We start from the raw sequence: 25,449 nt of genomic DNA on the forward strand, positions 1-25,449 counted from the left end.
ATGACGCAACGCCGACCGCACTGGGTCTACGACGCCGGGCAGGAGCCGGACCCCCGCTACACGCTCGCCAACGAGCGCACGTTCCTCGCGTGGGTGCGCACCTCGCTGGCGATGCTGGCGGGCGGCGTCGCGCTGCACGCGCTCGGGCTCCCCGAGACGCAGTGGGTGCGGTCGGTGCTGGCGATCACCCTGGTGCTCTTCGGCGGGCTGTTCACCGCCTTCGCGATGGTCCGGTGGGCGCGGGTCGAGCGGGCGATGCGCACGAGCGCCCCGCTGCCTGCCTTCAACCTCGGCTTCCTGCTGACCGGCGCCGTGCTCGTGGGAGCAGTCCTGCTCGCCATCTCGTTCGCGTGACCCCTCGGAGACAGGTCGGGATCCTGGCGGGCGTCGCCGGGCTCTGCCTGGTGCCGTTCGCCGGCCGCTCGCTCAGCCCCGACGAAGGCGGGCTGCTGCTGCTCGCCAGCCAGTGGTCACCGGGTTCTTCGCTGTACGGCGACTACTTCGTCGACCGTCCACCCGGGCTGATCGCGCTCGCCGACCTGGCCGACGTCGCCGGCGGCGGATGGGCGTTCCGGGCGCTCGGCATCGTGGCGGTGGTGGCCGCGGTGCTGCTCAGCGGCGTGCTCGGCCGGCTCGCGGCACCTGGCCGGCCGTCGGCTCCGGTGCTGACCGCGGCGACCGCCGCACTCCTGACCGTGACGCCGCTCTTCGGCGGCACCGTCGTCAACGGAGAGCTGCTCGGGCTGCCCTTCCTGGTGGGCGGGATCGTCGCCGCCCTCTGCGCCGTACGTGCCGACTCGGGCCGGGCGGCGCTGTGGTGGGGGGTCCTCGCCGGCGCCGCCGGAGCGAGCGGCGCCCTGGTGAAGCAGAGCCTGCTCGACGTGTTCGTGTTCGCCGCCGTGCTCGCCCTCGTCAGCCGCCGGGTCCGCCCGGTCCTGGGGATCGCGGTCGGTGCGGTCGCGACGATCGGGTTCGCGCTGTGGGTCGCCTCCACCCGCGGCACCGATCCGGGCGAGCTGTGGGACGCCGTCGTGGTCTTCCGCCAGCAGGCCGCGTCGGTGATCGCCAGCTCCGCGACCGACAGCACGACCCGGCGCCTCGGCTCGATGCTGCTCGCCCTGCTGCTCACCGGCGCCCCGGTGCTGGTCGTGGTGCTCGCGCGACGGCTGCCCGAGCGCGCCACCCCCGGGGTCGTCGACCTCCGCTGGCCCGCCCTCGCGACGCTGGGGTGGGAGCTGTTCGTCGTGCTCGGCGGCGGCAGCTACTGGCTCCACTACCTGATGGGCCTGGTGCCGGCGCTGGTGCTGCTGACCGCCGCTGCCTGCCAGCGGACGTTGCCCGGGCAACGCCTCCTGCGTGCGACGTACGCCCTGATGGCGGTCTCGACCATCGGCGCGCTGGTCGTCGTGGGCGTCCGGCCGATCCAACGGCCCGAGCACCCGGTCGTCCACTGGCTCGACGCGCACAAGCGGCCCGGTGACACCGCGGTGGTTGCGTTCGGTGCGCCCAACATCCTGCAGTCGACCGGGCTGCGCAGCCCCTACCCCGACCTGTGGAGCCTCCCGGTGCGGGTGCACGACCCGGAGCTCCGCGACCTCAGCGCGCTCCTCGAGGGCGCCGACCGGCCGACCTGGGTGATCGTCGCCGGCAGGTCGCTGGGCTCTTGGGGTATCGACGGCTCGACCGCCAACCGGGTGCTGGCCGAGCACTACGACCGCGCGGCCACCACCGACGACTGGACCATCTACCGCGAGGTCGGTCGATGACACGCACGACCGCGACGACGGCGTACGGCGTCCTGCTGCTCCTCTGGTGCCTCGTCGTCGGCATCCCCAACGACCCGGCCGGCGTCATCGTGTGGATCTGGCTCGGCACGCTCGCGTGGCAGGTCGAGGAGCGGCCGCGCGACCCGCTCGCGTTCTGGCGCGACTGGTGGAAGCCACTACTGCTGATCGTCGTCTACTGGCTGGGCCGCGGGCTGGCCGACGAGATCGGCATCGCCCCGCACTACACGATGCCGATCCGCGTGGACGAGTGGCTGGGCGGCGGCGTCGCGCCCACGGTCCGGCTGCAGCACGCGTGGTGCGGCCAGCCGTGCCTGAAGACGCTCCCGCCGCACTGGTACGACGTCGTGCTGACCACCGTCTACGCGTCCCACTTCCTCGTCGCGCTCACCCTGGCCGGCGTGCTGTGGGTGCGCAACCGGGACGAGTGGGTGCGGTGGCTGCGGCGCTACCTCACCCTGCTCTTCGCCGGGCTCGCGATCTACGTCGTCTACCCGATGGCGCCGCCGTGGATGGCCGCGCGTGACGGCTACCTGCCCGAGGTGCACCGGATCACCAGACGTGGCTGGTCCCAGCTGGAGCTGGGCGGCTTCGACCTGCACCGCCAGACGATGGTCATGTTCGGCATGGGCAACCAGGTCGCCGCGATGCCGTCGCTGCACTGCGGGATCGCCTGCCTGGTCGCGCTCTACGGCATCTCGCGGCTGCGGACGGCGTACCGCTGGCTGCTGCTGCTCTACCCGGCGGCGATGGCGCTGGCGCTGACCTACTTCGCCGAGCACTACGTCATCGACGCGATCTGCGGCTGCCTGCTCGCCGGTCTGGTGATGATCGGCGTCTCGCGGTGGGAACGACGCCGCGCGTCGTCGGTCAACCACTGACCTCAGCCGGCGTACTCGTCCCGCAGCCTGCCCTTCACCATCTTCCCGGTGGGCGTGCGCGGCAGCTCGTCGCGGAAGTGGAACTCCCGCGGCACCTTGAAGTGCGCGATGCGCTCGCGGGCGTACGCCGTGAGCTCGGCCGCGAGCGCGTCGCCGGGGACCGCCGACGGCGCGGCCTCGACGAACGCGACCACCCGCTCCCCCATCTCGTCGTCCGGCACGCCGATGACGGCGATGTCGGTGACCGCCGGGTGCAGGCTGAAGAGGTCCTCGATCTCCTGCGGGTAGATGTTCACCCCGCCCGAGATGATCATGAAGGCCTTGCGGTCGGTGAGGAAGAGGTAGCCGTCCTCGTCGAGGTAGCCGAGGTCCCCGACCGTCGTCCAGTTCTCATGGTCGGGATGCTGCGTGGACACGGTCTTCTCGGGGTCGTTGTGATAGCTGAACGTGCGCTGCTCCCGCTCGAAGTAGACGGTGCCGACCTCCCCCGGCCCGAGCACGCTGCCGTCGTCGGCACAGATCCGGATGATCCCCATCAGCGCGGTCCCGACCGAGCCGGGCTTCTCGAGCCACGCCTGCGAGTCGATGAAGGTCGCGCCGTTGGACTCGGTGGAGGCGTAGTACTCGTGGATGATCGGGCCGAACCACTCGATCATCCGGCGCTTCACGTCCACCGGGCACGGGGCCGCCGCATGCACGACGACCTGCAGCGAGCCCACGTCGTACGACGCCCGCACCTCCTCGGGCAGCTTGAGCATCCGCACGAACATCGTCGGCACCATCTGGGTGTGGGTCACGCCGTACCGCTCGATCGCCCGCAGGGCTGCCTCCGCGTCGAACTTCTCCATCATCACCAGCGTGCCGCCGAGCGTGTGGATCACGCCGCCGAAGCGCAGCGGCGCCGCGTGGTACACCGGAGCCGGCGAGAGGTAGACGGTGTCCTCGTCGAAGCCGTAGAGCGACCCGAAGACCGTCGGGTAGACGTAGCCGGGCTCGTCGACCGCGATCGGCGGCAGCGGCGGCTTGATCCCCTTCGGCCGTCCGGTGGTGCCGGACGAGTAGAGCAGGTCGTCGCCGTGGGGCTGCTCGGCGAGCGGCTCGGCGCTCGCCGCGGCCAGGGCGTCCTCGTAGTCCCCGCCGAAGGTGAGCACCGTCCCCACCTCGACGTCGAGGTGCGCCGCCAGGTCGGCCTTGGCCGGCGAGACGAGGAGGGCCTTCGCGCCGCAGTCACGGACGATGTACGACGCCTCCTCGGCCGAGAGGTTGTGGTTGACGGCGGTGATGTAGAGCCCGGACCGCAGCGCCGCCCAGTAGGCCTCGTACGTCTCGGGTCGGTTGTCGGAGAGCAGCGCGACCACGTCGCCCACCCCCAGGCCCGCGTCCTGGAGCACGTGCGCCAGCCGCAGGCTGCGGGCGTCGAGCTCGCCGTACGTGAGCGTCCGGCCGGAGCCGGCCATCACCAGCGCCGGCTTGTCGGGGTTCTTCGCCGCCCAGGTTCCCGGGTACATGAACCGAATCTAGGACACCGGGTCCGCGGCGTCGGATCCGGACTGTCCGGTTCGTCGTACGGGTGACCGATGAGTCCGCCATCCTTCGACGGTCGGACTAGGGGAAAACCCCGATGCGACTGTCCCCGCCCCCTGAAAGAGTGGACACCATGCACCGTCAGATCGCCGGCAAGCTCACCAGCCCCGTGACCAAGTGGATCGTCGCAGCCTTCGCGCTGTTCGTCTTCTTCCCCATGGCCTTCCTCGGCTCAAAGCTCACCGACGTCCAGAACAACGAGGCCTCCTCGTGGCTGCCGTCGAGCGCGGAGTCGACCAAGGCGCTGGACCGGTTGGCGCCGTTCCAGGACCAGAACGACATCCCGACGATCGTCGTCTACCACCGCGACGGCGGGCTGACGCAGGACGACCTGGCGGCGATCCAGGGACAGCTGCCCGACATCTCCGCGATGGACGGCGTGGTCGGCGAGGCGAAGGGCCCGCTGGTGTCCGACGACGGCCAGGTCGCCCAGACCGTCGTGACCTACAACTTCGGCAAGAACGGGTGGAACGACCTCCCCGACACCGCCGACGAGCTGCGCAGGATCGCGGCGATCGACGGGGTCGACGTCAACATCGCCGGTCAGGGCGGGCAGGCGGCCGACTCGGCGGAGGCGTTCGCCGGCATCGACGGGACGCTGCTCTTCGCGACCCTCGGCGTGGTCATCATCATCCTGCTGTTCACCTACCGCAGCCCCATCCTGTGGATCGTCCCGATCCTGTCGGCCGTCTGCGCCCTCGAGATCTCCCAGGGCCTGGTCTACCTGCTGGCCAAGTACGCCGACCTGACGGTCAACGGCCAGAGCCAGGGCATCCTCACGGTGCTCGTGATCGGCGCCGGCACCGACTACGCGTTGCTCCTCGTCGCGAGATACAGGGAAGAGCTCCGTCGTCACGAGGACCGGCACGAGGCGATGGCGTACGCGCTGCACCGCGCCGCGCCCGCGATCATCGCCAGCGCGTCGACGGTCGCGGTCGGCATGCTCTGCCTGACGCTCGCCGAGATGAACTCCACCGCCGGCCTCGGGCCGGTGCTCGCGATCGGCGTCGGCGTCACCCTGCTCGTCATGCTGACCGTGCTGCCCGCCTGGTTGGTCATCTTCGGGCGCTGGCTCTTCTGGCCGAAGCGTCCGGCGTTCGGCTCGCCCGAACCGACCGCCTCCGGCCTGTGGTCGAAGGTCGGGCGCTCGATCGCGCCGCGACCGCGGGTGGTCTGGGTGACGACCGCCGTGATCCTCCTGATCGCGTGCCTGGGCGTGTTCAAGCTCGACACGGGCGGGCTCAGCTCGACCGACCAGTACACGAAGACGTTCGAGTCGGTGAAGGGCCAGCGGCTGCTCGAGCAGCACGGCATGGTCGACACGTCCAGCCCCATCATGATCGTGGCCAACGCGGACCAGGCCCAGGCGGTCGCCGACGCGGTCCGCTCGGTCGACGGAGCCGGTGAGCCCAACACCGACATCCCACCCCAGGACGGCACCGCGCTGGTGACCGTGCCGGTCTCGGGCGACGTCGCCGACCAGGCCGCCTTCGACGTCGTCAAGGAGATCCGGACCGCCGTGCACGCCGTGCCCGGTGCCGACGCCCAGGTCGGCGGCACCTCGGCCCTCTACCTCGACATCCAGGAGGCCTCGCACCGCGACAACTGGGTGATCATCCCGGTCGTCCTGCTCGTCGTGATGCTGATCCTGATGCTGCTCCTGCGAGCCGTGCTGTCGCCGGTGCTCCTGATCCTCACGGTGATCTTGTCGTTCGGGGCCGCGCTCGGCATCTCGACGCTGATCTTCCGGGGGATCTACTCCCACCTCTTCACCGAGGGAGACGGCTTCCTCCACACGGATGCGTCGTTCCCGTTGTTCGTCTTCACCTTCCTCGTCGCGCTCGGCATCGACTACAACATCTTCTTGATGACGCGCGTCCGCGAGGAGACGCAGACCCGCGGCACCCGTCAGGGCAGCCTGGTCGCGCTGCGCGCCACGGGCGGCGTGATCACGTCCGCGGGACTGGTGCTCGCGGCGACGTTCGCGGTCCTCGGCTCGCTGCCGCTGGTGTTCCTGAGCGAGCTCGGCACGGCCGTGGCCTTCGGTGTCATCCTCGACACGATCATCGTCCGGTCGGTGCTCGTGACGGCGATCAACCTCGACCTCGGCGGGAAGATCTGGTGGCCGAGCGCGCTCGACCGCAAGCCGCCGGTGGAGCCGCCGGCAGAGCCGGCAGCCGAAGCCGAGTCGGAGCCTGCGCGGGTCTGACTCAGCCGCGCCGGGCGTCGCCCCAGGCGACGCCCAGCGCGAGCATCGAGCTGACGCCGAAGTGCTCCATCGCGTCGGCGACGCGCCGCCGACCGGTGCGCTCGGAGATCCCGAGCGCCCGGGACGCGGCCTCGAGGGTGGCCCCACCGTCCATCAGCATGAGCAGCGAGTCCCAGGCCGCGCGCTCGGCGCGGACGGGGACGGCCCGCTCCCACAGCCGCTCGAACACCCAGGCCGCCATGCCCGCGACGGCGCGGCTGCGCACCGCGACGACGGACGTCGGCCACGCCTCGCCCCAGGTCAGCGGGAGCGCGACGGTCGTCTCGTCGGTGATCCAGAACCAGCCGGGCGGCCGGGCCAGCAGGCGCAGCTGCACGCCGCCCTCGAGCTCCTCGGTGACCCGTTGCTGCGCGGCGGGGTGGACGGCGTCCGCGATCGAGGCGATCACCCGCGTGGAGTTGCCCTCACCCTTGCTCGCCTCGTGCCAGAACTCCTGCATCGCCGGATCGGCGACGTAGAGGCGAGAGGCGTCCGGGAGCACGACGTCGGTGCGCCTGGCGGGCTGCTTGCTCTGGCGCAGGTGCCAGAGGTCGACGACCGCCTCCGGGCCGTGGAAGACCTCGATGTCGAGGACCTGGTGGGCGTCCGCACCCGTGTCCCACTCGCGGGCCAGTGCCGGCAGCTGGCCGACGACCTCGGCCAGGTCGGCGAGGTGCCGGAGCATCTCGGCGCCCAGGTCGCCGGCGCGACGGCGTACGACGTCGGCGATGACCTCCTCCGGCGCGGTGTAGCCGATCCGGTCACCATGGACGTCGACGAAGCCCTGGGAGTGGAGCCACTCGAGGTCGCGGCGTACCTCGTCCTCGTCACGCACGGCCAGAGCCGCCAGCTCGGCGACGGTGCCCGCACGGGAGCGGAGCCCGACCCCCAGCACCTCGAGGGCCACGAGCTCGGCCGAGCGAGAGTGAGGGTCCGAGCGCACCGGGAGATAGTCGCACGCTCCAGCGAAGCAGCCGAGCCCGGTCACAGCGTGTCCGCTGGCGGCCATGTCCGAGATCGGACAGTCCGATGTCTGCCATGGCCGGTTTCGGACACGACTTCTGACGTGGCGCGCGCCACTATCAGTTCGACGCCCGATCGCAGGGTCCGCTCCGGGGGGAGTGCGAGATCCGCGGTCCGGGCGCCGACATGGGGATGTCACATGCACCCTGGGTCGACTCGGGACACGGGGGTCGAGTCGGCCCAGGGCGCGGCGTCGTTGACCGACAGGCGACCGCCCGTCCCGCGTCTGGGTGCGGCTGGCTAGCCTGAGGTCGTGAGTGACCGGCCCACCCCCCAGCAGGTACGACGGGCTCTGGCGCGGGCCGAGCGCGGCGCGGCCCTCGACGTCGCCGAGGCGGCCGTGCTCCTGGCCGCCACCGGTGCCGATCTCGACCGGCTCACCGCAGCCGCCGCCAAGGTCCGCGACGCCGGCCTGGTGGCCGCGGGACGGCCCGGGGTGGTCACGTACTCCCCCAAGGTCTTCATCCCGGTCACCAAGCTGTGCCGGGACCGCTGCCACTACTGCACGTTCGTCGAGTCACCGGGTCAGCTGACGCGGGCCGGGCACGCGATGTTCCTGTCGCCCGACGAGATCCTCGACATCGCCCGCCAGGGAGCCGAGCTCGGCTGCCTGGAGGCGCTCTTCACCCTCGGCGACCGGCCCGAGGACCGCTGGCCCGAGGCGCGGGAGTGGCTCGACGAGCAGGGCTACGACTCGACCCTCGCCTACGTCCGCGCGATGGCGGTGCGGGTGCTGGAGGAGACCGGGCTGCTGCCCCACCTCAACCCAGGCGTCATGTCGTGGGAGGAGCTCAACCGGCTCAAGCCGGTCTCCCCGTCGATGGGGATGATGCTCGAGACGACGTCGCGCCGGCTGTTCGAGACCAAGGGCGAGGCCCACTACGGCTCCCCGGACAAGGACCCCGAGGTCCGGATGCGGGTGCTCGAGGACGCCGGCCGGCTCTCGATCCCCTTCACCACCGGCCTGCTGGTCGGCATCGGCGAGACGCTCGACGAGCGCGCCGACACGATCTTCGCGTTGCGCCAGGTCTCGCGGGCCTTCGGCGCCGTGCAGGAGGTGATCGTCCAGAACTTCCGGGCGAAGCCCGACACCGCCATGCGGCACACCGACGACCTCGACCTCGACGAGTACCGCGCGACGATCGCCGTCACCCGGATCGTGCTCGGGCCCAAGGCCCGGGTGCAGGCGCCGCCCAACCTGGTCGACCTCGAGGAGTGCCGGCTGCTGCTCGGCGCCGGCGTCGACGACTGGGGAGGCGTCTCCCCGCTGACGCCGGACCACGTCAACCCGGAGCGTCCCTGGCCGTCGCTCGAGCGGCTGCGCGACCTCACTGCGGAGTGCGGCTTCGAGCTCACCGCCCGGCTGACCGTCCACCCCGAGTACGTCCGTGCCGGCGAGCCCTGGCTGGACCCGCGGGTCTCCGGCCACGTCGCGGCACTCGCGACCCCGGACGGCCTGGCCCGGCCCGGCGTACGCCCCAGCGGGCTGCCGTGGCAGGAGCCCGACGGCGGGTTCGCGAGCGTCGGCCGCACCGACCTCTTCGAGGCCGTCGACACCGAGGGCCGCACCGACGACCGGCGCTCGGACTTCGCCAACGTGTACGGCGACTGGGACGAGGTGCAGCACGCCGCCGACCGCACCGGGGGCCCCGCGGTGCTGCACGCCGAGGGTGGCGAGGCGCTGAAGGCGGCCGAGCGCGACCCCGGCAACCTCTCCGACGAGCACGCCCTGACCCTGATGACCGCCGAGGGCGACCTGCTGCGTGAGGTCTGCCGGCTCGCCGACGACCTGCGCCGCCAGACGGTCGGCGACGACGTGACCTACGTGGTCAACCGCAACATCAACTTCACCAACGTCTGCTACGTCGGCTGCCGGTTCTGCGCGTTCGCCCAGCGGCGGACCGACGCCGACGCCTACTCGCTGTCCCTCGACGAGGTCGCCGACCGCGCCGAGGAGGCGTGGGAGCTCGGTGCCACCGAGGTCTGCATGCAGGGCGGCATCGACCCGGAGCTGCCGGCGACGGCGTACTTCGACCTGGTCTCGGCCGTCAAGCAGCGCGTGCCGGAGATGCACGTGCACGCGTTCTCGCCGATGGAGATCGTCAACGGCACCGCCCGCACCGGCCTCTCGATCGAGGACTTCCTCATCAAGGCCCGCGAGGCCGGCCTCGGCTCGCTGCCCGGCACGGCGGCGGAGATCCTCGACGACGAGGTCCGGTGGGTGCTCACCAAGGGCAAGCTGCCGACGAAGACCTGGGTCGAGATCGTCTCGACCGCGCACCGCGTGGGCATCCCGACGACGTCGACGATGATGTACGGCCACGTCGACCACCCGCGGCACTGGGTCGGACACCTCAAGGTCCTCGCCGGCATCCAGGACAGGTCGTTCGAGGCCGGCGCGGCGAGCTTCACCGAGTTCGTGCCGCTGCCGTTCGTGCACACGTCCGCGCCGATCTACCTGGCCGGCGTCGCGCGCCCGGGCCCGACGCTGCGCGACAACCTGGCCGTGCACGCGATGGCCCGGATCATGCTGCACGGCCGGATCAGCAACATCCAGACCTCCTGGGTCAAGCTCGGGGTGGACGGCACCCGTGCCATGCTGCAGTCGGGCGCCAACGACGTCGGCGGCACCCTGATGGAGGAGACGATCTCCCGGATGGCCGGCTCGGAGCACGGCTCCGCGAAGACCGTCGAGGAGCTCGTCGAGATCGGGGCCGGGATCGGCCGGCCCGTCCGCGAACGCACGACGACGTACGGAGGGACACCACGGTGAGCAGCTCGGACAACGGCGACCAGGAGATCTACGGCGGCTACAGCGTCGACGACGAGGACCAGCCGGGCAACATCGACGACCTCGGTGATCCCACGGTCGCCGACGAGCTGGACCGCGGCTACTCGCCGCCCGAGAAGTACTCCGCCGGCCAGGGCTACGGCAACACGCCCTGGGAGGAGGAGCACCGCGAGGGCATCGACCAGCGGCTCGCGCAGGAAGAGCCCGAGCCGGACCCGTACGCCGAGACCGAGGACGACTTCGTGGACGACGCCGAGGTCGGCGACGTCCGGGCCGGTCGGCTGGTCGACGTGGACCAGGGACTCGGCGAGGACCAGGAGAAGGACCTCGTGGGCGACGACGTCGGCATCGACGACGGCGCCGCGTCGGCCGAGGAGGCCGCCATGCACGTGGTCGAGGACTACACCGAGGGCGACTGACCGAGCCGATGCAGATCGACCTCTCGGGCCGCACCGCGCTCGTCACCGGTTCCACCCAGGGCATCGGCCTGGCGATCGTGCGCGGACTCGCCGCCGCCGGCGCCCGGGTGGGGGTCAACGGCCGCAGCGCCGCCTCGGTCGACCGCGCCATCGACGAGCTGCGTGCCGACCTGCCGGACGCCCACCTCGTCGCCGTGGTCGCCGACGTCGCGTCCGACGACGGCTTCGCGGCCGCCGTCGACGCCCTGCCGGACGTCGACGTGCTGGTCAACAACCTCGGCATCTTCGAGTCGCGCCCGGCGCTGGAGATCACCGACGACGAGTGGCGTCGCTTCTTCGAGGTCAACGTGCTGGCCGCCGTACGCCTCACCCGCCACCACCTGCCCCGGATGGCCGACCGCGGCTGGGGCCGGGTCCTCTACATCGCGAGCGACTCCGCGGTGGTGATCCCGACTGAGATGATCCACTACGGCGTGTCCAAGACCGCGCTGCTGGCGGTCTCCCGCGGCTTCGCGAAGGAGGCGGCCGGCACCGGTGTGACGGTCAACTCGGTGATCGCCGGGCCGACGCACACCGGCGGGGTCGAGGACTTCGTCTACCAGCTGGTCGACCGCGACCTCCCGTGGGACGAGGCGCAGCGCGAGTTCATGCGCAAGCACCGGCCGCAGTCGTTGATCCAGCGACTGATCGAGCCCGAGGAGATCGCCCACCTCGTGACCTACCTCAGCTCACCGCTGGCCTCGGCCACGACCGGAGGCGCGGTCCGCGTCGACGGTGGGTACGTCGACAGCATCCTGCCCTGACGAGGACTGATCTCGGCTGGCCCTGGGTACAGACCTTCAGTCGCGGACACTCCGCGTCAAAGGGAGGGAAAACTACCGTGGCATTCATTCTGTGGATCTTGGCCGTCATCCTGGTCGTGAGCGGCATCGTCCAGCTCTTCCGTGGTCAGCTCCTCTTCGGGATCGTGCTGATCATCGTCGGCCTGCTGGTCGGACCGGGCGGCGTCAGCCTCTTCACGAAGTAGCGCAGACAACGAAGGGGGCCGGCCACTGCGTGAGTGACCGGCCCCTTCGCTGTCTGGTGAGTACCCGCCCCGAAACCCGCAAACCCCACCCGAATGGATGGGTTTGAACAAGAACACGTTCTACTTTGCCTCTATGGTGGACCCGTGCGCTTCGCCATCAGCACCGCCTTCCAGCCGGTCGACCACCTGATCCCCCTGGCCCGAGCCGCCGACGAGCTCGGCTACCACTCGATCGCGGTCCCCGACCACGTGGTCGACCTGGAGACCCTGGCGACGCCGTACCCCTACACGCCGGACGGTGAGCGACGCTGGGACCACGACGCCGCCTGGCCCGACCCGTGGGTGCTGATCGGTGCGCTCTCCGCGGTGACGACCAGGCTGCGCTTCCTGACCTCGGTCTACGTGCCCGCGATCCGCAACCCCTTCCAGGTCGCCAAGAGCGTCGGCACCGCCGCCGTGCTGTCGGGCAACCGGGTCAGCCTCGGGGTCGGCATCGGCTGGTGCCGCGAGGAGTTCGAGCTGCTCGAGCAGGACTTCTCCACGCGTGGGAAGCGGACCGACGAGGCACTCGCGCTGCTGGCCGAGCTCTGGAAGCCGGGCTGGACGGAGTTCGAGGGCACCTTCTACCACGCCCCGCGCCTCGTGATGGAGCCGACGCCGACCGAGCCGATCCCGATCATCGTCGGAGGGCTCTCGGACATCGCCTTCCGCCGGGCCGCGCGCCACGACGGCTGGGTCGGCGACCTCTACTCGATCGAGGAGGCGACCTCGATCGCCGGCCGGCTGGCGGCCGCTCGCGCCGAGATCGGCGCGGAGGGCGACTTCTCGGTGATCACCGCCCTCAACGACGCCTTCCTCCCCGAGCACTTCGAACAGGCGCGGGCCGGCGGCGTCACGGACTGCTGGACGATGCCGTGGGCCTACTACCACGGACTCGACGCCACGCTGGAGCAGAAGCTCGACGCGATGCAGCGCTTCGCTGCCGACGTGCTCGTGCCCCTCAACGGGTAGCGGTCGTCAGCCGGCCGCGCGGCGCTCGGCGACGTACGCCAGGCGCCGCAACGCCTCGACGTTGCGCCACGTCAGGGGCGGGGTGCGCAGCACCTTGGGCACCAGCCGCCCGGGGCCGGAGATCGCGTCCTCGACGATGATGACGTCGGTCTCGGCACTGACCGCCTCCAGCCGGATCGTCACCTCGGCCGTGCCCGTCGGCCGGGCGCGGGCGTGCAGCCGCAGCATCGAGCCCGGCACCACGTCGACGACCTCGGTGGTGTCGTCGATGAGCAGCGGCCAGCTGCCCACCGAGTGATGGAGCTTCGCGCCGACCGCCGGCCAGTGGTCGTCCACCTCGCGCATGCGCGAGGCACCCACCACCCACAGGGGGTAGAGCCAGCCGTCGGCGAGCACCTCCCAGACCTGCTCGGGAGTCGCGTGCATCCGTCGGGTGTTGGTCGCCATGAGCCGGAGGTACCCCGCCTCGCGTGCTCGCACGCGGTGTCGACACCGCGGAGCAGAAATTGAAGAACCGCCGGGGTCTCGGGTCCCCGGCGGTTCGTTGATAAATGTATGGGTTCGGAACGCTCTTGTCTGCCTACTTGCAGAAACCTTGCGGAAACTTCTTGAACCCCGGCTCAACGCGTCTGGTTCACTCCCACTCGATGGTGCCCGGGGGCTTCGAGGTGATGTCGACGGTGACCCGGTTGATCTCCCGGACCTCGTTGGTGATCCGCGTGGAGATCCGCTCCATCAGGTCGTAGGGCAGGCGCGCCCAGTCGGCGGTCATCGCGTCCTCGGAGGTGACCGGACGCAGCACGACCGGGTGCCCGTAGGTGCGCCCGTCGCCCTGGACGCCGACGGAGCGGACGTCGGCCAGCAGCACGACCGGCATCTGCCAGATGGTGCGGTCCAGCCCCGAGCGGGTCAGCTCCTCGCGGGCGATCGCGTCGGCCTCGCGCAGGATGTCGAGTCGCTCGCGGGTCACCTCGCCGATGATCCGGATGCCGAGGCCGGGGCCGGGGAAGGGGTGCCGCCAGACGATCTCGCCGGGGAGGCCGAGCTGCTCGCCGACCAGTCGGACCTCGTCCTTGAAGAGCGTGCGCAGCGGCTCGACCAGCTCGAACTCGAGGTCGTCCGGGAGACCGCCGACGTTGTGGTGCGACTTGATGTTGGAGGTGCCCGCTCCCCCGCCCGACTCGACGACGTCGGGGTAGAGCGTGCCCTGCACCAGGAACGCGACGCTGTCGGCGTGCTCCCCGGTGACGGCATCGCCGAGGACCTCGGCCTCGGCGGCCTCAAAGGTGCGGATGAACTCGCGGCCGATGATCTTGCGCTTCTCCTCGGGGTCGGTGACCCCGGCGAGGGCGTCGAGGAACTGCTTCTCCGCGTCGACGACGACCAGCTCGGCGCCGGTCGCGGCGACGAAGTCGCGCTCGATCTGCTCGGTCTCGCCCTTGCGCATCAGCCCGTGGTCGACGTACACGCAGGTCAGCCGGTCGCCGATCGCGCGCTGCACGATCGCGGCCGCGACGGCGGAGTCGACACCACCGGACAGGCCGCAGATCGCCTTGCCGCGCTCGCCGATCTGGGCGCGGATCTTGTCGACCTGCTCGTCGACGATGTTGACCATCGTCCAGGTCTGCCGGCAGTGGGCGATGTCGACCAGGAAGTGCTCGAGCACCTTCTGGCCGTGCTCGGTGTGCAGCACCTCGGGGTGCCACTGGACGCCGGCCAGGCCGCGCTCGACGTCCTCGAAGGCAGCGACCGGGGTGTCGGGGGTCGACGCCAGCACGTCGAAGCCGGCGGGGGCGGCGACGACCGAGTCGCCGTGCGACATCCACACGGTGTGGGCGGCCGGGATGTCGCCGAGCAGGGTGCCGCCGTCGCTGACCGTGACGGCGGTGCGGCCGTACTCGCGAGCACCCGTGGGGGCCACCTCGCCGCCGAGGCCGCGCGCCATCAGCTGGAAGCCGTAGCACATGCCGAAGACGGGGGTGCCGGCCGTGAAGACCGCGGTGTCGATCGCGGGGGCGCCCTCGGCGTACACCGACGAGGGTCCGCCGGACAGGATGATCGCCTTGGGACCGCGCGCGAGCATCTCGGAGACCGGCATCGTGTGCGGCACGATCTCGGAGTAGACCCGGGCCTCGCGCACGCGGCGCGCGATCAGCTGGGCGTACTGCGCCCCGAAGTCGACCACCAGGACCAGGTCATGCTCAGCCGCCGTCATGCGGCCAAGCCTATCGGGACTCCACCCCTGCCCTGGACGTGCATCAGGGCCCGGCCGGGGAGGGAGGGATGGCCGGGCCCTGACCGTCCCTGCAACTGCGGAACAGCGCCTGGACATGGGACCCGACGGTGGGAGGGAGCGTGCTTGCCGGGTCCGCTGGCTCAACGACAGGTCGAGAGGCGGGTCACGGGACGGAACCGAGATATTTGAGGTTTCTGTGAACGACCCGTCGAGCGGTCAGCTGACGCCGACGATCGGCAGGCGGAGCGCGCCGGGTGCGCTGTCCGGGACGACCGGAGCGACCGGGCGAACCGGGGCGATCCGGCGGTACGCCGAGCCCAGGTCGGGTCGCGTGTCCGTCTCCCCCTTGTTGGGCCAGAACGCCATCGCCCGCTCCGCCTGCGCGGTGATCGTCAGCGACGGGTTCACCCCCAGGTTGGCGGTCACCGCGGAGCCGTCCGCGACGTGCAGCCCCGGGTGCCCGTAGAGGCGCTGGTAGGGGTCGACCACGCCGGTCTCGGGGGCGTCGCCGATGGCGCAGCCTCCGATGAAGTGGGCGGTCAGCGGCTTGTTGAAGGCGTCGCCGACGGCGCTGCCGGGGAACCCGTCCATGATGTCCGCCATCATCCGGATCGCCTCGTTGCCGGCCGGGATCCAGGTCGGGTTGGGGACGCCGTGGCCCTGCTTGGAGGTCACGTAGCGCCTGCGCGTGAACGGGATCCGCTTCGTGTACGTCGTGATCGAGTTGTCGAGGCTCTGCATCACCAGCGCGATCACGGTGCGCTCCGACCAGTGCTTCATGTCGTAGAGGTTGGCGACGTCGCGGCGCTGGGCCCACATCTCCCGCAGCCAGGTGCGCCAGCGCGGCTCGTCGCCGTCGCCGTCCGTGAGCACCGACTGCAGCAGCGACATCAGGTTGCTGCCGGGGCCGTAGCGGACCGGCTCGATGTGGGTGTTGGCGTCGGGGTGGAAGCTCGACGTGATCGCGATGCCCTGGCTGTAGTCGACGTCTGCGTCGCGGGGGCCGATGACGCCGCCGATGGACTCCGAGTTGGTGCGGGACAGGTAGCCGATGCGCTCGGAGACCTGCGGGAGGTGACCCTCGTCCTTCATCTGGTGCAGCAGCCGCTGGGTGCCGAGCGCGGAGGCCGCGAAGACGACCTGCTCGGCGGTGAGCACGCGGCGCGACGTACGCCGGTTGATCTTGGCCTTGGTGTAGCGGACGTGGACGTCGTACCCGCCCTCGGTGCGGGGCGCGACCCGGGTGACGGTGGTCAGCGGCAGCACCTTCGCGCCGTTGCCCTCGGCCAGGTGCAGGTAGTTCTTGACCAGGGTGTTCTTGGCGTTGTGCCGGCAGCCCGTCATGCAGGAGCCGCAGCCGATGCAGGTCCGGCGCTCCGGCCCGGCGCCGCCGAAGAACGGGTCGTCGACTGTCTGGCCCATGCCGGCGCCCTCGTCGCCGAAGAAGACGCCGACCGGGGTCGGGTGGAACGTGTCGGCCACCCCCATCTCGGTGGCGACCTTCTCCATGACGTCGTCGGACGGCGTGCGCAGGGGGTTCTCGACGACGCCGAGCATCCGCTTGGCCTGGTCGTAGTACGGCGCGAGCTCCTCGCGCCAGTCGGTGATGTGGCTCCACTGCGCGTCCTCGTAGAACGGCGACATCGGCTCGTACAGCGTGTTGGCGTAGACCAGCGAGCCGCCGCCGACCCCGGCGCCGGAGACGATCAGGCAGTCGCGCAGCGCGTCGATGCGCTGGATGCCGTAGCAGCCGACCTCGGGCCGGAAGAGGTACTTGGAGACCTCGAACGACGTCTCGGGCAGGTCCTCGTCCTCGAACCGGGCACCGGCCTCGATGACGCCGACCCGGTAGCCCTTCTCGGTCAGCCGCAGCGCCGTGACGGAGCCGCCGAAGCCCGAGCCGATGACCAGGACGTCGAAGTCGTACGTCATGCCCGGCCCAGCTTCTTGAGGAGGCGGAGGTTGACGGTCATCACCTTCGCGTAGAGCTCGTCGGACATGCCGAGCTGCGGGCCGAGCGGCATCACCCGCTGGGTCGCGACCGACTGGGTCTCGGTGAACCGCAGCACCCCCTCGGCGCCCTGGCGGCGGCCGGTGCCGGACTCGCGCATGCCGCCCATCGGGGTGTCGAGGCTGGCGAAGGTGGCGCCGAAGGCCTCGTTGATGTTCACCGTGCCGCACTTGATGTAGCGCGCGATGAAGCGCGCCCGGGCGCCGTCCTGGCTGTAGATCGACGCGTTCAGTCCGTAGTCACCGCCGTTGGCGCGGGCGATGGCGTCCGCCTCGTCGTGGAACCGGTAGAGCGACACGACCGGGCCGAAGGTCTCCTTGCCGAAGCAGGTCATGTCGGGCGTGACGCCCTCCAGGATCGTGGGCTCGAAGTAGTAGGGCCCGAGGTCGGGGCGGTGGTTGCCGCCGGTGAGGACCCGGGCTCCCTTGGCCACCGCGTCGTCGACGTGCGCGACGACGGTGTCGAGCTGGGCCTGCGAGATGAGCGTGCCCATGTCGTTGCCCCAGTCGAGGGTCGCGCCCAGGGTCATCGCCTGGGTGCGGGCGACGAAGCGCTCGACGAAGCGGTCGTAGACCTGGTCGGCCACGAACATCCGCTCGATCGAGACGCAGAGCTGGCCCGAGCTGGAGAACGACGCGCGCACGGCGCCCTCGGCCGCCTTCTCGAGGTCGGCGTCGCGCAGGACGAGGAGGGGGTTCTTGCCGCCGAGCTCGAGCGAGCTGCCGATCAGCCGGTCGGCGCACGCGCGGGCGACGAGCCGGCCGGTGGCCGTGGAGCCGGTGAAGCAGACGTAATCGGCCCGGTCGATGATCGCGCCGCCGATCTCCGGGCCGGAGCCCGCGACGACCTGCCAGATGTCCTTCGGGAAGCCGGCCTCCTCGAGCAGCTCGGCGCCGAGGAGCGCGGACAGCATCGTCTGGGCGTCCGGCTTGGTGACGACCGCGTTGCCGGCCACGATCGCGGCGAGGCCGTCGATCAGGGCGAGGTTGAAGGGGTAGTTCCACGGCGAGATGATCCCGACGACGCCCTTGGGCACCCGGTTGATCTCGGCGCGCGTCAGCACCGGGAAGACACCCGGGACGCGGCGGGTGCCGAGGTGCCGGCTCGCCGTACGGCCGTAGTAGCGGGCGGTCAGCGCGACGTGCAGCGGCTCGTCGAACGCGTGCTTGCGGGCCTTGCCGTTCTCCCACACGATCAGGTCGACGATCTCGTCCTGCCGGTCGAGCACGATGTCGTGCAGACGCAGCAGCATCTCGGAGCGCACCGCGACCGGGGTGCGCGCCCATGCCACCTGGGCCTGCCGGGCCCGGCTGAAGGCCTCGGCCACGTCCTGCGGCGTCGACTGCGGGATGTGCGCCAGCGGGGCGTCGTTGAGCGGGGAGCGCACCTCGGCGGTGGTCCCGCTGGTCGCCACCAGGCGGGCGGTGAGCGCGCCGACGTACTCCGGCTCCAGGGCGTACGACGCGCGCGGGTCGTGCTCGGGGTCCGGTGGCCCGACGAGGGCCGGATCGCCAGCAGGGTTGGGGTTCTGGGCGCTCATGGGACCGAGGGTACGCGGGTCGTCCGCCTCAGTCCGGTGGATGGACCGGTCTGAGGCGGACGAACGCGCGTCACGGCTTGTAGATCGACTTCAGCTCGGTGTACTGCGCGAGACCCTCGGGGCCGAACTCGCGGCCGACGCCCGAGTTCTTGAAGCCGCCGAAGGGCGCCGCGAAGTCCATCGTGTAGGTGTTGACGCCGTACGTGCCGGCGCGGACCTGGCGGGCTACGTCGAGACCGGCCTCGACGTCGCCGGTCCAGACGGTGCCGGCGAGGCCGTACTCGGAGTCGTTGGCGATCCGGATCGCGTCGTCCACGTCGTCGAAGGGGATGACCGAGAGGACCGGCCCGAAGATCTCCTCCTGGGCGATCCGCATCCCGTTGTTGACGTCGGCGAAGATCGTCGGCCGCACGTACCAGCCGGACGACAGCCCGTCGGGCATGCCGTTGCCGCCGAGGACGACGCGGGCACCCTCCTCCTGGCCGAGCGCGATGTACTTCTCGACGCGCTCCTGCTGACGCTGCGCGACCATCGGGCCGATCTCGGTCGCGGGGTCGAGCGGGTCGCCGACCTGCATGCCACCGACCCCCGCCGCGAGGGCCTCGACGACGTTCTCGTAGTTGGCGCGCGAGGCGAGGATCCGGGTCTGGGCGACGCAGGCCTGGCCGGAGTTCATCAGGGCGGTGAACTTCAGGCCCTCGACCGTGGCGGCGAGGTCGGCGTCGTCGAGGACGATCGCCGCGGACTTGCCGCCGAGCTCGAGCGAGACCCGCTTGAGCTGCTCGCCGCACACGGCGCCGATCTTGCGGCCGGCGGCGGTGGAGCCGGTGAAGGCGACCTTGTCGATGCCGGGGTGCGCGACCAGGTGCTCGCCGACCTCACGGCCGGCGGCGACGATGTTGACGACACCGGCGGGTACGCCGGCCTCCATGAGGAGATCGGCCATCAGGTAGGTGTCGAGCGGGGTCTCCGGGGCCGGCTTGACCACGATGGTGCAGCCCGCGAGCAGGGCAGGGATCAGCTTGGACATGATCGTGAACTGCGGGACGTTCCACGGCGGGATGGCCGCTACGACGCCCACGGGCTCGTGCCGCACGATGACCTCGCCGAGCGAGCCGGCGCGGCTCTCCTCCCAGGGGAAGGAGCGCGCGATGGTGAGGAACGCCTCGATCTGCATCCACGGGGCCGGCGCCTGCGCGAGGTTGGAGAAGGACAGCGGCGAGCCCATCTCGGTCGAGATGATCTCGGCCATGTCGCCCATCTTGCCGGCGTACAGGTTCGAGAAGTTCTGCACGACGTCGATCCGCTCTGCGGGCGACATCCGCGGCCACGGGCCGGAGTCGAACGCGCGACGGGCGGCGGCGACCGCGGCGTCGATGTCGGCCTTGCTGCCCTCGGGCACGGTCGCGACGACCTGCTCCGAGTGGGGCGAGACGACCTGGATGGTGTCCCCGGTGGCGGGGGCTGCCCACTCGCCGTCGATGAAGAGGGTGCTCTGGTCGAGGCTCACTGCGATCTCCTGTGGTTCGGGCGGTTAGGGGGCGAGGGTGAAGAAGTCGGTGAAGCCGGACGGGTCGTGGCGGCCGATGCAGAAGTGCTCGAACAGGCCCCAGCCCTCCGCCCCGTCCAGGGTGGCGCGGCCGACGTGGTCGACGCAGCCGAACATGAAGCGGCCCTGCACGGCGGGGTCGTCCATGTCGTAGGTGACGCGCTCGGTGAAGCGCTCGCCCTTCCACGCGCCGTGGATCCAGTCCGGGTCGCCGCCGTACCCACCACCGACGTGGAGAGGTACGGCGAGCCGCGACTCGACCTCGAGCACGACCGGCTTGCCCTCGGGCGTCGTCGCCGTGATGGTGGCGCCGGTCGGCGTACGGGTGCCGGAGGCGTAGTGGATGTCGATCAGCGGCCAGCCGAGCTGCTCGACCCGACCGTCCTTCCAGACCCGCGTGCAGTCGTTGAGCGTGCGGAAGCCGTCGGGGCTCTCCTGGATGATGATGACGACGGCGAAGTCCTCGAACTGCACGGGGACGTAGAGCCACCACATGCCCTCGAAGGGCGGGTCCGCTGGCGCTCCTGGGGGTTCCGCCTCCCCCACGGGGCGGATCCCCCAGGAGCGGTCTCGGCTCCCGAGCCAGGTGGCCGGGTCGACCGTGATCTCCTCACCGTCGATCACGATCGCGCCGCTCCACGACCCGAGCTGCGCGAAGCGCTGGGCGTCCAGCGTGACCCGGCTGCCGGAGCGCAGCACGTGCGGCTGCTCCTGGACGACGTCGCAGGTGGCCTCCCAGGTCAGGTCGGCGGACATCCCCTCGGTCTCCTCGAGGACGATCCGGACCTTGTTGAGGGGCTCGGGCACCTCGATGCGGTAGGCGCCGACGTGCGGGTTCATCCGGTCCTGGTCGATCAGGTCGGAGAGGTGCACGGCGGTCTGCTTGCCGTTGCGGGCGACCAGGATGAAGGCGTCCTTGGTGCCGAGGTTGGGGTAGTAGCCCAGGCCGGTGATCACCATGATGTCGCCCGTGCGGTCGTGGGCGTTGAAGTACGACCGGTCGTAGAAGTTGCGGTCGCTGCTGTTGGCCCAGGCGAGCGGCAGTGGCGCCTGGTGCAGCGGGAACTCGTCCAGCGGGCTGATGCCACTCATCGTCAGGCTCCTGCCTCGGCGAGCAGGCGCTCCATCAGCGGCTTGTGGTGGAAGAGGGTCTCGATGTCCTCGGGCCGCTCGATCTCACCGAAGTGGATCTGGCGGGCGCCGGTGCGCATGAAGACGATGCACCACTCGACGGCGTTGTAGACGTGGTACCAGTGCAGGTCGCCGAGCTTCACGCCCGCCATCTCCTCGTACGCCGCGACGACGTCGGCCTCGGCGAGGAAGTGCGGCATGCCGGGCAGCTCGAGCATCCCGGTGATGGTCTCGAAGACCTGGTGCGCGAAGAGGATCCAGCTGACGTCCAGCTCGCGCGGGCCGATCGCCGCCATCTCCCAGTCGAGCACCGCGACCGGCTCGAAGTCCTGGTACATCATGTTGCCGATCCGGGAGTCGCCCCAGACCAGCACGACCTCGTCGGTGGCGGGCAGGTGGGCCTCGAGCCAGTCGAGGCCGCGCTCGACGAGCGGGGAGCGGCCGATGTCCGGGACCGCGAAGTCGTACCAGGCGCGCACGTGGGCGAGGTTCTTCTCCAGCAGGGTGCTGCCGTCGTGGCGCGGCTCGAGGAACGCGAAGGTCGTCGCGGCGTCCGGGATCGCGTGCAGCTTGGCGAGCACCTCGACGCTCGACCGCTGCAGGCGGCCCTGGTCCTGGCGGGACGCGTCGTGCAGCCAGTTGTCGCCGAAGTTGTAGGGCAGCACGTCCTGCGGCACGACCCCGTCGATCCGGTCCATCAGGAAGAACGGCGTGCCGAGGACCTCCCCGGTGGGCTCCATCCAGCGCACGGCCGGCACGGGTACGTCGGTCTGCTCGCCGACGATCCGCATCACGTCGTACTGGTCCTGGAGGGCGTAGTCGGGGAAGACCGGCAGGTCCTCCGCGGCCGGGGCCACGCGCGCGACGTACTCCCCGAATCGCGCCTCGCCATCCTCGGTCCACGCCGCGTCGAGGATCAGCGTCTCCGACGACATGCCGTTGGTGTCGATGCCGCTGTGCAGCGTGACGACCGGGTTGGCCCCCTCGGGCAGCACCGTGGCCAGCCACTCGGCCAGGCGCGTGGGCAGCGTGCTCGGATCGCGGCTCGAACGCTGCATCTTCAGGTCTGCTGGCGGCGGCGCCTGCGTCACGTAACCCTCCCAGGTCTGGCATGTGACCTCGATCTCACACGCTCGGCCCAGCATCGGTGGAACGTGTTCTAGTTGTCAACGGCCGCGGGCGCGGGTTTCACCGGCTGGCCGCCGATCCCCGCACGACACGCCGGCGGTGTCCGGCGTGTTCTGCGGGGTCTGGCTGACAACCCTCGGACCCAAGAAAAGCCACCTACCGCCCACAGGCTGGCGATGGACGCCGCCATCCACAGATGAGCGGGAGGGGTGGGATCAGCGCTGTCCATCCGGCGATCCCTTCCGCATGACCTTGATTCCCTTCAGCAGCATCGATCTGCAACACGACTTCGTCCTGATGACCCACGAACTCCTGGCGGCGGGGTACGACGACCGCGCCATCACCCGCATGGTCGGACGCGGCGATCTGCACCGCCTGCGACATGGCGCCTACACCTTCGGATCGCACTGGCGTGGGCTCGATCCGGTGGAACGCCGCAAGCTGGTCGCTCACGCGACGCTCCGGAGCGCGCGCTCCCCTGCCGCGCTCGCCGGGCCGAGCGCGGCAGACGTCCTCGGTGTGCCGGTGTGGGGGATGGGAGACGAGGTGCACCTGGCACGGCTCGACAGGAAGGCCGGGCGCCGAACGGGCAGCAAGGTGCAGCACCGCGGAGCGATGCTCGTCGAGGACATCACTGTCCGTGGCGGGATACCGATCACGAGCGGCACTCGCACCGCGCTCGACATGATCGCCCTCGCCGACGTGCCTCGCGCTCTGGTAACCGTCAACGGGCTGCTGCACGCTCGCGAGACGACCCCGGAGCTGCTCGAACGGCGAGCAGCCTCGATGCGCTACGACCCGCACACACTCGAGTCCACGATCGTGCTCCGCCTCGCCGACGGGCGCTGCGAGTCGGCCGGCGAGTCCTTGTCCCTGCATCTGGTCTGGCGACAGCACCTGCCCAAGCCGGACCTGCAGGTGCTCATCCGCAACCGTTCCGGACGCGTCGTCGCGCGCGTCGACTTCGTGTGGCCTGCGCACGGGGTCTTCATGGAGTTCGACGGCAAGGAGAAGTACCACCGATATCGCCGACCCGGCGAGACGATCGAACAGGCGGTGCTTCGCGAGAAGCGTCGAGAAGAGCTGATCTGCGGTCTGACCGGATGGCGGTGCATCCGCATCGTGTGGGCTGACCTCCACCACCCGGAGCGGACGGCCGCGCGCATCCTCGCGACTCTCCACGGGGAGCCCTGGGCGGCCTGAGCCACGGGTTGTCAGCCGACCCCCGCACGACTCGCCGCCCGTCCTCTGCGTGTCGTGCGGGTTTCGGCGGCTGGCCGGTGAAACCCGCAAACACGCCGCTCAGACGATGTCGGGGACCTTGACCCGGGCCTCGTCGGCCTCCTGGTCGGTGAGCTTGAGCTGCGACTGCCGCTCGGCCTCGACGCGGCGGAGGTAGTGGTCGATCTCCTCGTCGGTACGGGCGGCGTCCCAGCCCAGCTCGGCGGCCATCAGGCGCGCCGCGGCGGGGGCGGCGGAGACGCCGCGGTCGAAGGTCTCGATGGAGATGCGGGTACGGCGGGTGAGGACGTCGTCGAGGTGGCGGGCGCCCTCGTGGGTGACGGCGTAGACCACCTCCGCGGCGAGGTAGTCCTCCGCACCCTCGAGAGGTACGCCGAGGGTCCGCCGCGACTCCACGAGCGTGAGCAGGTCGTCGACGAGGCCGCCGTACCGGCCCAGCAGGTGGTCGATCCGGGCGACGTGCAGTCCGGACCGCCTCGCCAGCAACACTCTCTGGTTCGCGCGCGTCTCCCAGTCAGCGGCTCCGAGCAACGGCACCCGGTCGGTGATCGAGTCGCGGATCGTGAGGTTGACCGTGGTCTTCAGCGAGTGGGCGGCGGCGTCGACGGCGTCGCGCCCCATCACGCGGTACGTCGTGAGCTTGCCGCCGGCGATCATCACGAGGCCGGGCACGGGGGTGACCACCGTGTGCTCCCGGGAGATGCGCGAGGTCGGCTCGGACTCCCCCGACAGCAGCGGCCGGAGCCCGGCGTACACGCCCTCGACGTCCTCGTGGTCGAGCGGCTCGCGCAGGATGGCGTTGACGTGCTCGAGGATGTAGTCGATGTCGGCCTTCGATGCCGCGGGGTGGGCCTTGTCGAGGCTCCACGGGGTGTCGGTGGTGCCAATGATCCAGTGCCGGCCCCAGGGGATCACGAAGAGCACCGACTTCTCGGTGCGGACGATGAAGCCGGCCTCGGAGCGGATCCGGTCGCGCGGCACCACCAGGTGGATGCCCTTCGACGCCTGCACGTGCAGCGACCCGCGACCGCCGACCATCTCCTGGATCTCGTCGGTCCAGACGCCGGCGGCGTTGACCACTACCCGGGCGCGGATCTCGATCTCGGGGCTGTCCGGACCGGCCTCCAGGTCCCGGGCGCGTACGCCGACCACGCGCTCGCCCTCGCGCAGGAACCCGACCACCTGGACCCGGGTCGCCACGTGCGCGCCGTGGGCGGCGGCGGTGCGGGCGATGGTCAGCGCGAGCCGGGCGTCGTCGACCTGGCAGTCGTAGTACTTGATCGCGCCGGTGATCGTCTCGGTCTTGAAGTCGGGGGCGATCCGGGCGACCTGGCGCCGGAAGAGGTGCCGGTGCCGCGGCACCCCCATCTCGGACTTGCCGATCATCGCCATGCCGTCGTAGAGCGCGAGCCCGGCACCGACGTACGGGCGCTCCCAGCCGCGGTGGGTGAGCGGGTAGAGGAACGGCACCGGGCGCACCAGGTGCGGGGCCAGGCGGGTGAGCAGCAGGCCGCGCTCCTGCAGCGCCTCGCGGACCAGGCCGAAGTCGAGCATCTCGAGGTAGCGCAGCCCGCCGTGGATCAGCTTGCTGCTGCGGCTGCTGGTGCCGCTCGCGATGTCACGCTGCTCGAGGAGGCCGGTGCTCAGCCCCCGGGTGACCGCGTCCAGCGCGGTCCCGACGCCGACGATCCCACCGCCCACGACCAGCACGTCGAGCTCGCCCTGGCCGCCCAGGCCGGACATCGCCGCAAGGGCCTCGTCGCGGGCAGCCGGACCGAGCGTGCTGGAGCGGGTCATGCGAGCAGTCTTGCAAACGTCCATGTCCGGAATGTGTCCCGCGGACC

The 25,449-nt window shown here is 70.9% G+C and carries 20 protein-coding genes; 10 read left to right on the forward strand and 10 right to left on the reverse strand.

The genetic code is table 11. The annotated features are described in order from the left end of the window. The 3 genes from ABEA34_RS06040 to ABEA34_RS06050 are packed head-to-tail and all read left to right on the forward strand — an operon-like array spanning position 1 to position 2,665. Positions 1–354, forward strand: a complete 354-nt coding sequence (locus ABEA34_RS06040; RefSeq protein ID WP_345520263.1) for a YidH family protein — start codon at positions 1–3, stop codon at positions 352–354. Continuing rightward, on the forward strand, positions 351–1,766 hold the full coding sequence (locus ABEA34_RS06045) for a hypothetical protein (RefSeq protein ID WP_345520265.1): 1,416 nt from the start codon (positions 351–353) through the stop codon (positions 1,764–1,766). Before ABEA34_RS06040 ends, ABEA34_RS06045 begins: the two co-directional genes overlap by 4 nt. Next, positions 1,763–2,665, forward strand: coding sequence for a phosphatase PAP2 family protein (locus ABEA34_RS06050; RefSeq protein ID WP_345520267.1), 903 nt, complete (start codon positions 1,763–1,765; stop codon positions 2,663–2,665). The genes ABEA34_RS06045 and ABEA34_RS06050 overlap by 4 nt, the downstream gene beginning before the upstream one ends. 2 nt (positions 2,666–2,667) lie before the next feature. On the opposite strand, the gene ABEA34_RS06055 is transcribed toward ABEA34_RS06050, so the two are convergent. Further along, a complete protein-coding gene (locus tag ABEA34_RS06055) occupies positions 2,668–4,173 on the reverse strand; it encodes an acyl-CoA synthetase (RefSeq protein WP_345520269.1) in 1,506 nt (501 codons plus the stop codon). Between the two features lie 149 nt (positions 4,174–4,322). Here ABEA34_RS06055 and ABEA34_RS06060 point away from each other — a divergent pair, with 149 nt between their 5' ends. Further along, a complete protein-coding gene (locus ABEA34_RS06060) occupies positions 4,323–6,458 on the forward strand; it encodes an MMPL family transporter (protein WP_345520271.1) in 2,136 nt (711 codons plus the stop codon). A gap of 1 nt (position 6,459) precedes the next feature. Here the strand turns inward: ABEA34_RS06060 and ABEA34_RS06065 are convergent, their stop codons facing one another. Continuing rightward, entirely contained in the window at positions 6,460–7,440 is a 981-nt protein-coding gene (locus ABEA34_RS06065) for a hypothetical protein (RefSeq protein ID WP_345520273.1), read from the reverse strand. Positions 7,441–7,773: 333 nt separating this feature from the next. Between ABEA34_RS06065 and ABEA34_RS06070 the strand changes: the two genes are divergently transcribed. From ABEA34_RS06070 to ABEA34_RS06090, 5 genes are all read left to right on the forward strand, one after another. Continuing rightward, positions 7,774–10,293 (forward strand): bifunctional FO biosynthesis protein CofGH, encoded by a 2,520-nt coding sequence (locus ABEA34_RS06070; protein WP_345520275.1) that lies wholly within the window; start codon positions 7,774–7,776, stop codon positions 10,291–10,293. Further along, positions 10,290–10,730, forward strand: coding sequence for a DUF5709 domain-containing protein (locus tag ABEA34_RS06075; RefSeq protein WP_345520277.1), 441 nt, complete (start codon positions 10,290–10,292; stop codon positions 10,728–10,730). Before ABEA34_RS06070 ends, ABEA34_RS06075 begins: the two co-directional genes overlap by 4 nt. 8 nt (positions 10,731–10,738) lie before the next feature. Continuing rightward, complete coding sequence (locus ABEA34_RS06080; protein ID WP_345520279.1) at positions 10,739–11,533, forward strand: SDR family NAD(P)-dependent oxidoreductase; 795 nt, start codon at positions 10,739–10,741, stop codon at positions 11,531–11,533. 77 nt (positions 11,534–11,610) lie between these two features. Beyond that, positions 11,611–11,757 carry a GPGG-motif small membrane protein gene (locus tag ABEA34_RS06085; RefSeq protein WP_345520281.1) on the forward strand — a complete coding sequence of 49 codons (147 nt, stop codon included), beginning with the start codon at positions 11,611–11,613 and terminating at the stop codon, positions 11,755–11,757. Between the two features lie 144 nt (positions 11,758–11,901). Continuing rightward, on the forward strand, positions 11,902–12,768 hold the full coding sequence (locus tag ABEA34_RS06090; protein ID WP_345520283.1) for a TIGR03619 family F420-dependent LLM class oxidoreductase: 867 nt from the start codon (positions 11,902–11,904) through the stop codon (positions 12,766–12,768). Between the two features lie 6 nt (positions 12,769–12,774). Here ABEA34_RS06090 and ABEA34_RS06095 read toward each other — a convergent pair whose 3' ends face one another. The 7 genes from ABEA34_RS06095 to ABEA34_RS06125 form a co-directional block, all read right to left on the reverse strand. Beyond that, positions 12,775–13,215: an SRPBCC family protein gene (locus tag ABEA34_RS06095; RefSeq protein ID WP_345520285.1), complete on the reverse strand. Its 441-nt coding sequence runs from the start codon at positions 13,213–13,215 to the stop codon at positions 12,775–12,777. 187 nt (positions 13,216–13,402) lie between these two features. Continuing rightward, positions 13,403–14,983, reverse strand: coding sequence for a glutamine-hydrolyzing GMP synthase (gene guaA / locus ABEA34_RS06100; protein WP_345520287.1), 1,581 nt, complete (start codon positions 14,981–14,983; stop codon positions 13,403–13,405). Positions 14,984–15,220: 237 nt separating this feature from the next. After that, positions 15,221–16,936 carry a GMC oxidoreductase gene (locus tag ABEA34_RS06105; protein ID WP_345520289.1) on the reverse strand — a complete coding sequence of 572 codons (1,716 nt, stop codon included), beginning with the start codon at positions 16,934–16,936 and terminating at the stop codon, positions 15,221–15,223. Beyond that, the gene (locus ABEA34_RS06110; RefSeq protein ID WP_345520291.1) at positions 16,933–18,555 is read right to left on the reverse strand and encodes a succinic semialdehyde dehydrogenase; all 1,623 of its coding nucleotides are present in this window, start codon (positions 18,553–18,555) and stop codon (positions 16,933–16,935) included. The genes ABEA34_RS06105 and ABEA34_RS06110 overlap by 4 nt, the downstream gene beginning before the upstream one ends. Positions 18,556–18,625: 70 nt before the next feature. Beyond that, positions 18,626–20,065, reverse strand: a complete 1,440-nt coding sequence (locus ABEA34_RS06115; protein ID WP_345520293.1) for an aldehyde dehydrogenase — start codon at positions 20,063–20,065, stop codon at positions 18,626–18,628. Between the two features lie 24 nt (positions 20,066–20,089). After that, a complete protein-coding gene (locus ABEA34_RS06120; RefSeq protein ID WP_345520295.1) occupies positions 20,090–21,196 on the reverse strand; it encodes an Rv3169 family protein in 1,107 nt (368 codons plus the stop codon). A 2-nt stretch (positions 21,197–21,198) separates the two neighbouring features. Then, positions 21,199–22,293, reverse strand: coding sequence for a phosphotransferase family protein (locus tag ABEA34_RS06125; protein ID WP_345520297.1), 1,095 nt, complete (start codon positions 22,291–22,293; stop codon positions 21,199–21,201). 316 nt (positions 22,294–22,609) lie between these two features. On the opposite strand from ABEA34_RS06125, the gene ABEA34_RS06130 reads away from it, so the two are divergent. Further along, on the forward strand, positions 22,610–23,566 hold the full coding sequence (locus tag ABEA34_RS06130; protein ID WP_345520299.1) for a type IV toxin-antitoxin system AbiEi family antitoxin domain-containing protein: 957 nt from the start codon (positions 22,610–22,612) through the stop codon (positions 23,564–23,566). A 99-nt stretch (positions 23,567–23,665) separates the two neighbouring features. Here the strand turns inward: ABEA34_RS06130 and ABEA34_RS06135 are convergent, their stop codons facing one another. Then, positions 23,666–25,402, reverse strand: a complete 1,737-nt coding sequence (locus tag ABEA34_RS06135; protein ID WP_345520301.1) for a glycerol-3-phosphate dehydrogenase/oxidase — start codon at positions 25,400–25,402, stop codon at positions 23,666–23,668. Positions 25,403–25,449: the final 47 nt, after the last annotated feature.

Source organism: Nocardioides conyzicola (assembly GCF_039543825.1).
Classification (GTDB): Bacteria; Actinomycetota; Actinomycetes; order Propionibacteriales; family Nocardioidaceae; genus Nocardioides; species Nocardioides conyzicola.

Excerpts from the sequence above, each read along its gene's own strand:
- ABEA34_RS06130 (WP_345520299.1), top strand. The coding sequence starts at position 22,610 with ATGACCTTGATTCCCTTCAGCAGCATCGATCTGCAACACGACTTCGTC.
- ABEA34_RS06105 (WP_345520289.1), bottom strand. The coding sequence starts at position 16,936 with ATGACGTACGACTTCGACGTCCTGGTCATCGGCTCGGGCTTCGGCGGC.
- guaA (WP_345520287.1), bottom strand. The coding sequence starts at position 14,983 with ATGACGGCGGCTGAGCATGACCTGGTCCTGGTGGTCGACTTCGGGGCG.
- ABEA34_RS06120 (WP_345520295.1), bottom strand. The coding sequence starts at position 21,196 with ATGAGTGGCATCAGCCCGCTGGACGAGTTCCCGCTGCACCAGGCGCCA.
- ABEA34_RS06125 (WP_345520297.1), bottom strand. The coding sequence starts at position 22,293 with ATGCAGCGTTCGAGCCGCGATCCGAGCACGCTGCCCACGCGCCTGGCC.
- ABEA34_RS06095 (WP_345520285.1), bottom strand. The coding sequence starts at position 13,215 with ATGGCGACCAACACCCGACGGATGCACGCGACTCCCGAGCAGGTCTGG.
- ABEA34_RS06080 (WP_345520279.1), top strand. The coding sequence starts at position 10,739 with ATGCAGATCGACCTCTCGGGCCGCACCGCGCTCGTCACCGGTTCCACC.
- ABEA34_RS06055 (WP_345520269.1), bottom strand. The coding sequence starts at position 4,173 with ATGTACCCGGGAACCTGGGCGGCGAAGAACCCCGACAAGCCGGCGCTG.
- ABEA34_RS06040 (WP_345520263.1), top strand. The coding sequence starts at position 1 with ATGACGCAACGCCGACCGCACTGGGTCTACGACGCCGGGCAGGAGCCG.
- ABEA34_RS06110 (WP_345520291.1), bottom strand. The coding sequence starts at position 18,555 with ATGAGCGCCCAGAACCCCAACCCTGCTGGCGATCCGGCCCTCGTCGGG.
- ABEA34_RS06050 (WP_345520267.1), top strand. The coding sequence starts at position 1,763 with ATGACACGCACGACCGCGACGACGGCGTACGGCGTCCTGCTGCTCCTC.
- ABEA34_RS06135 (WP_345520301.1), bottom strand. The coding sequence starts at position 25,402 with ATGACCCGCTCCAGCACGCTCGGTCCGGCTGCCCGCGACGAGGCCCTT.
- ABEA34_RS06060 (WP_345520271.1), top strand. The coding sequence starts at position 4,323 with ATGCACCGTCAGATCGCCGGCAAGCTCACCAGCCCCGTGACCAAGTGG.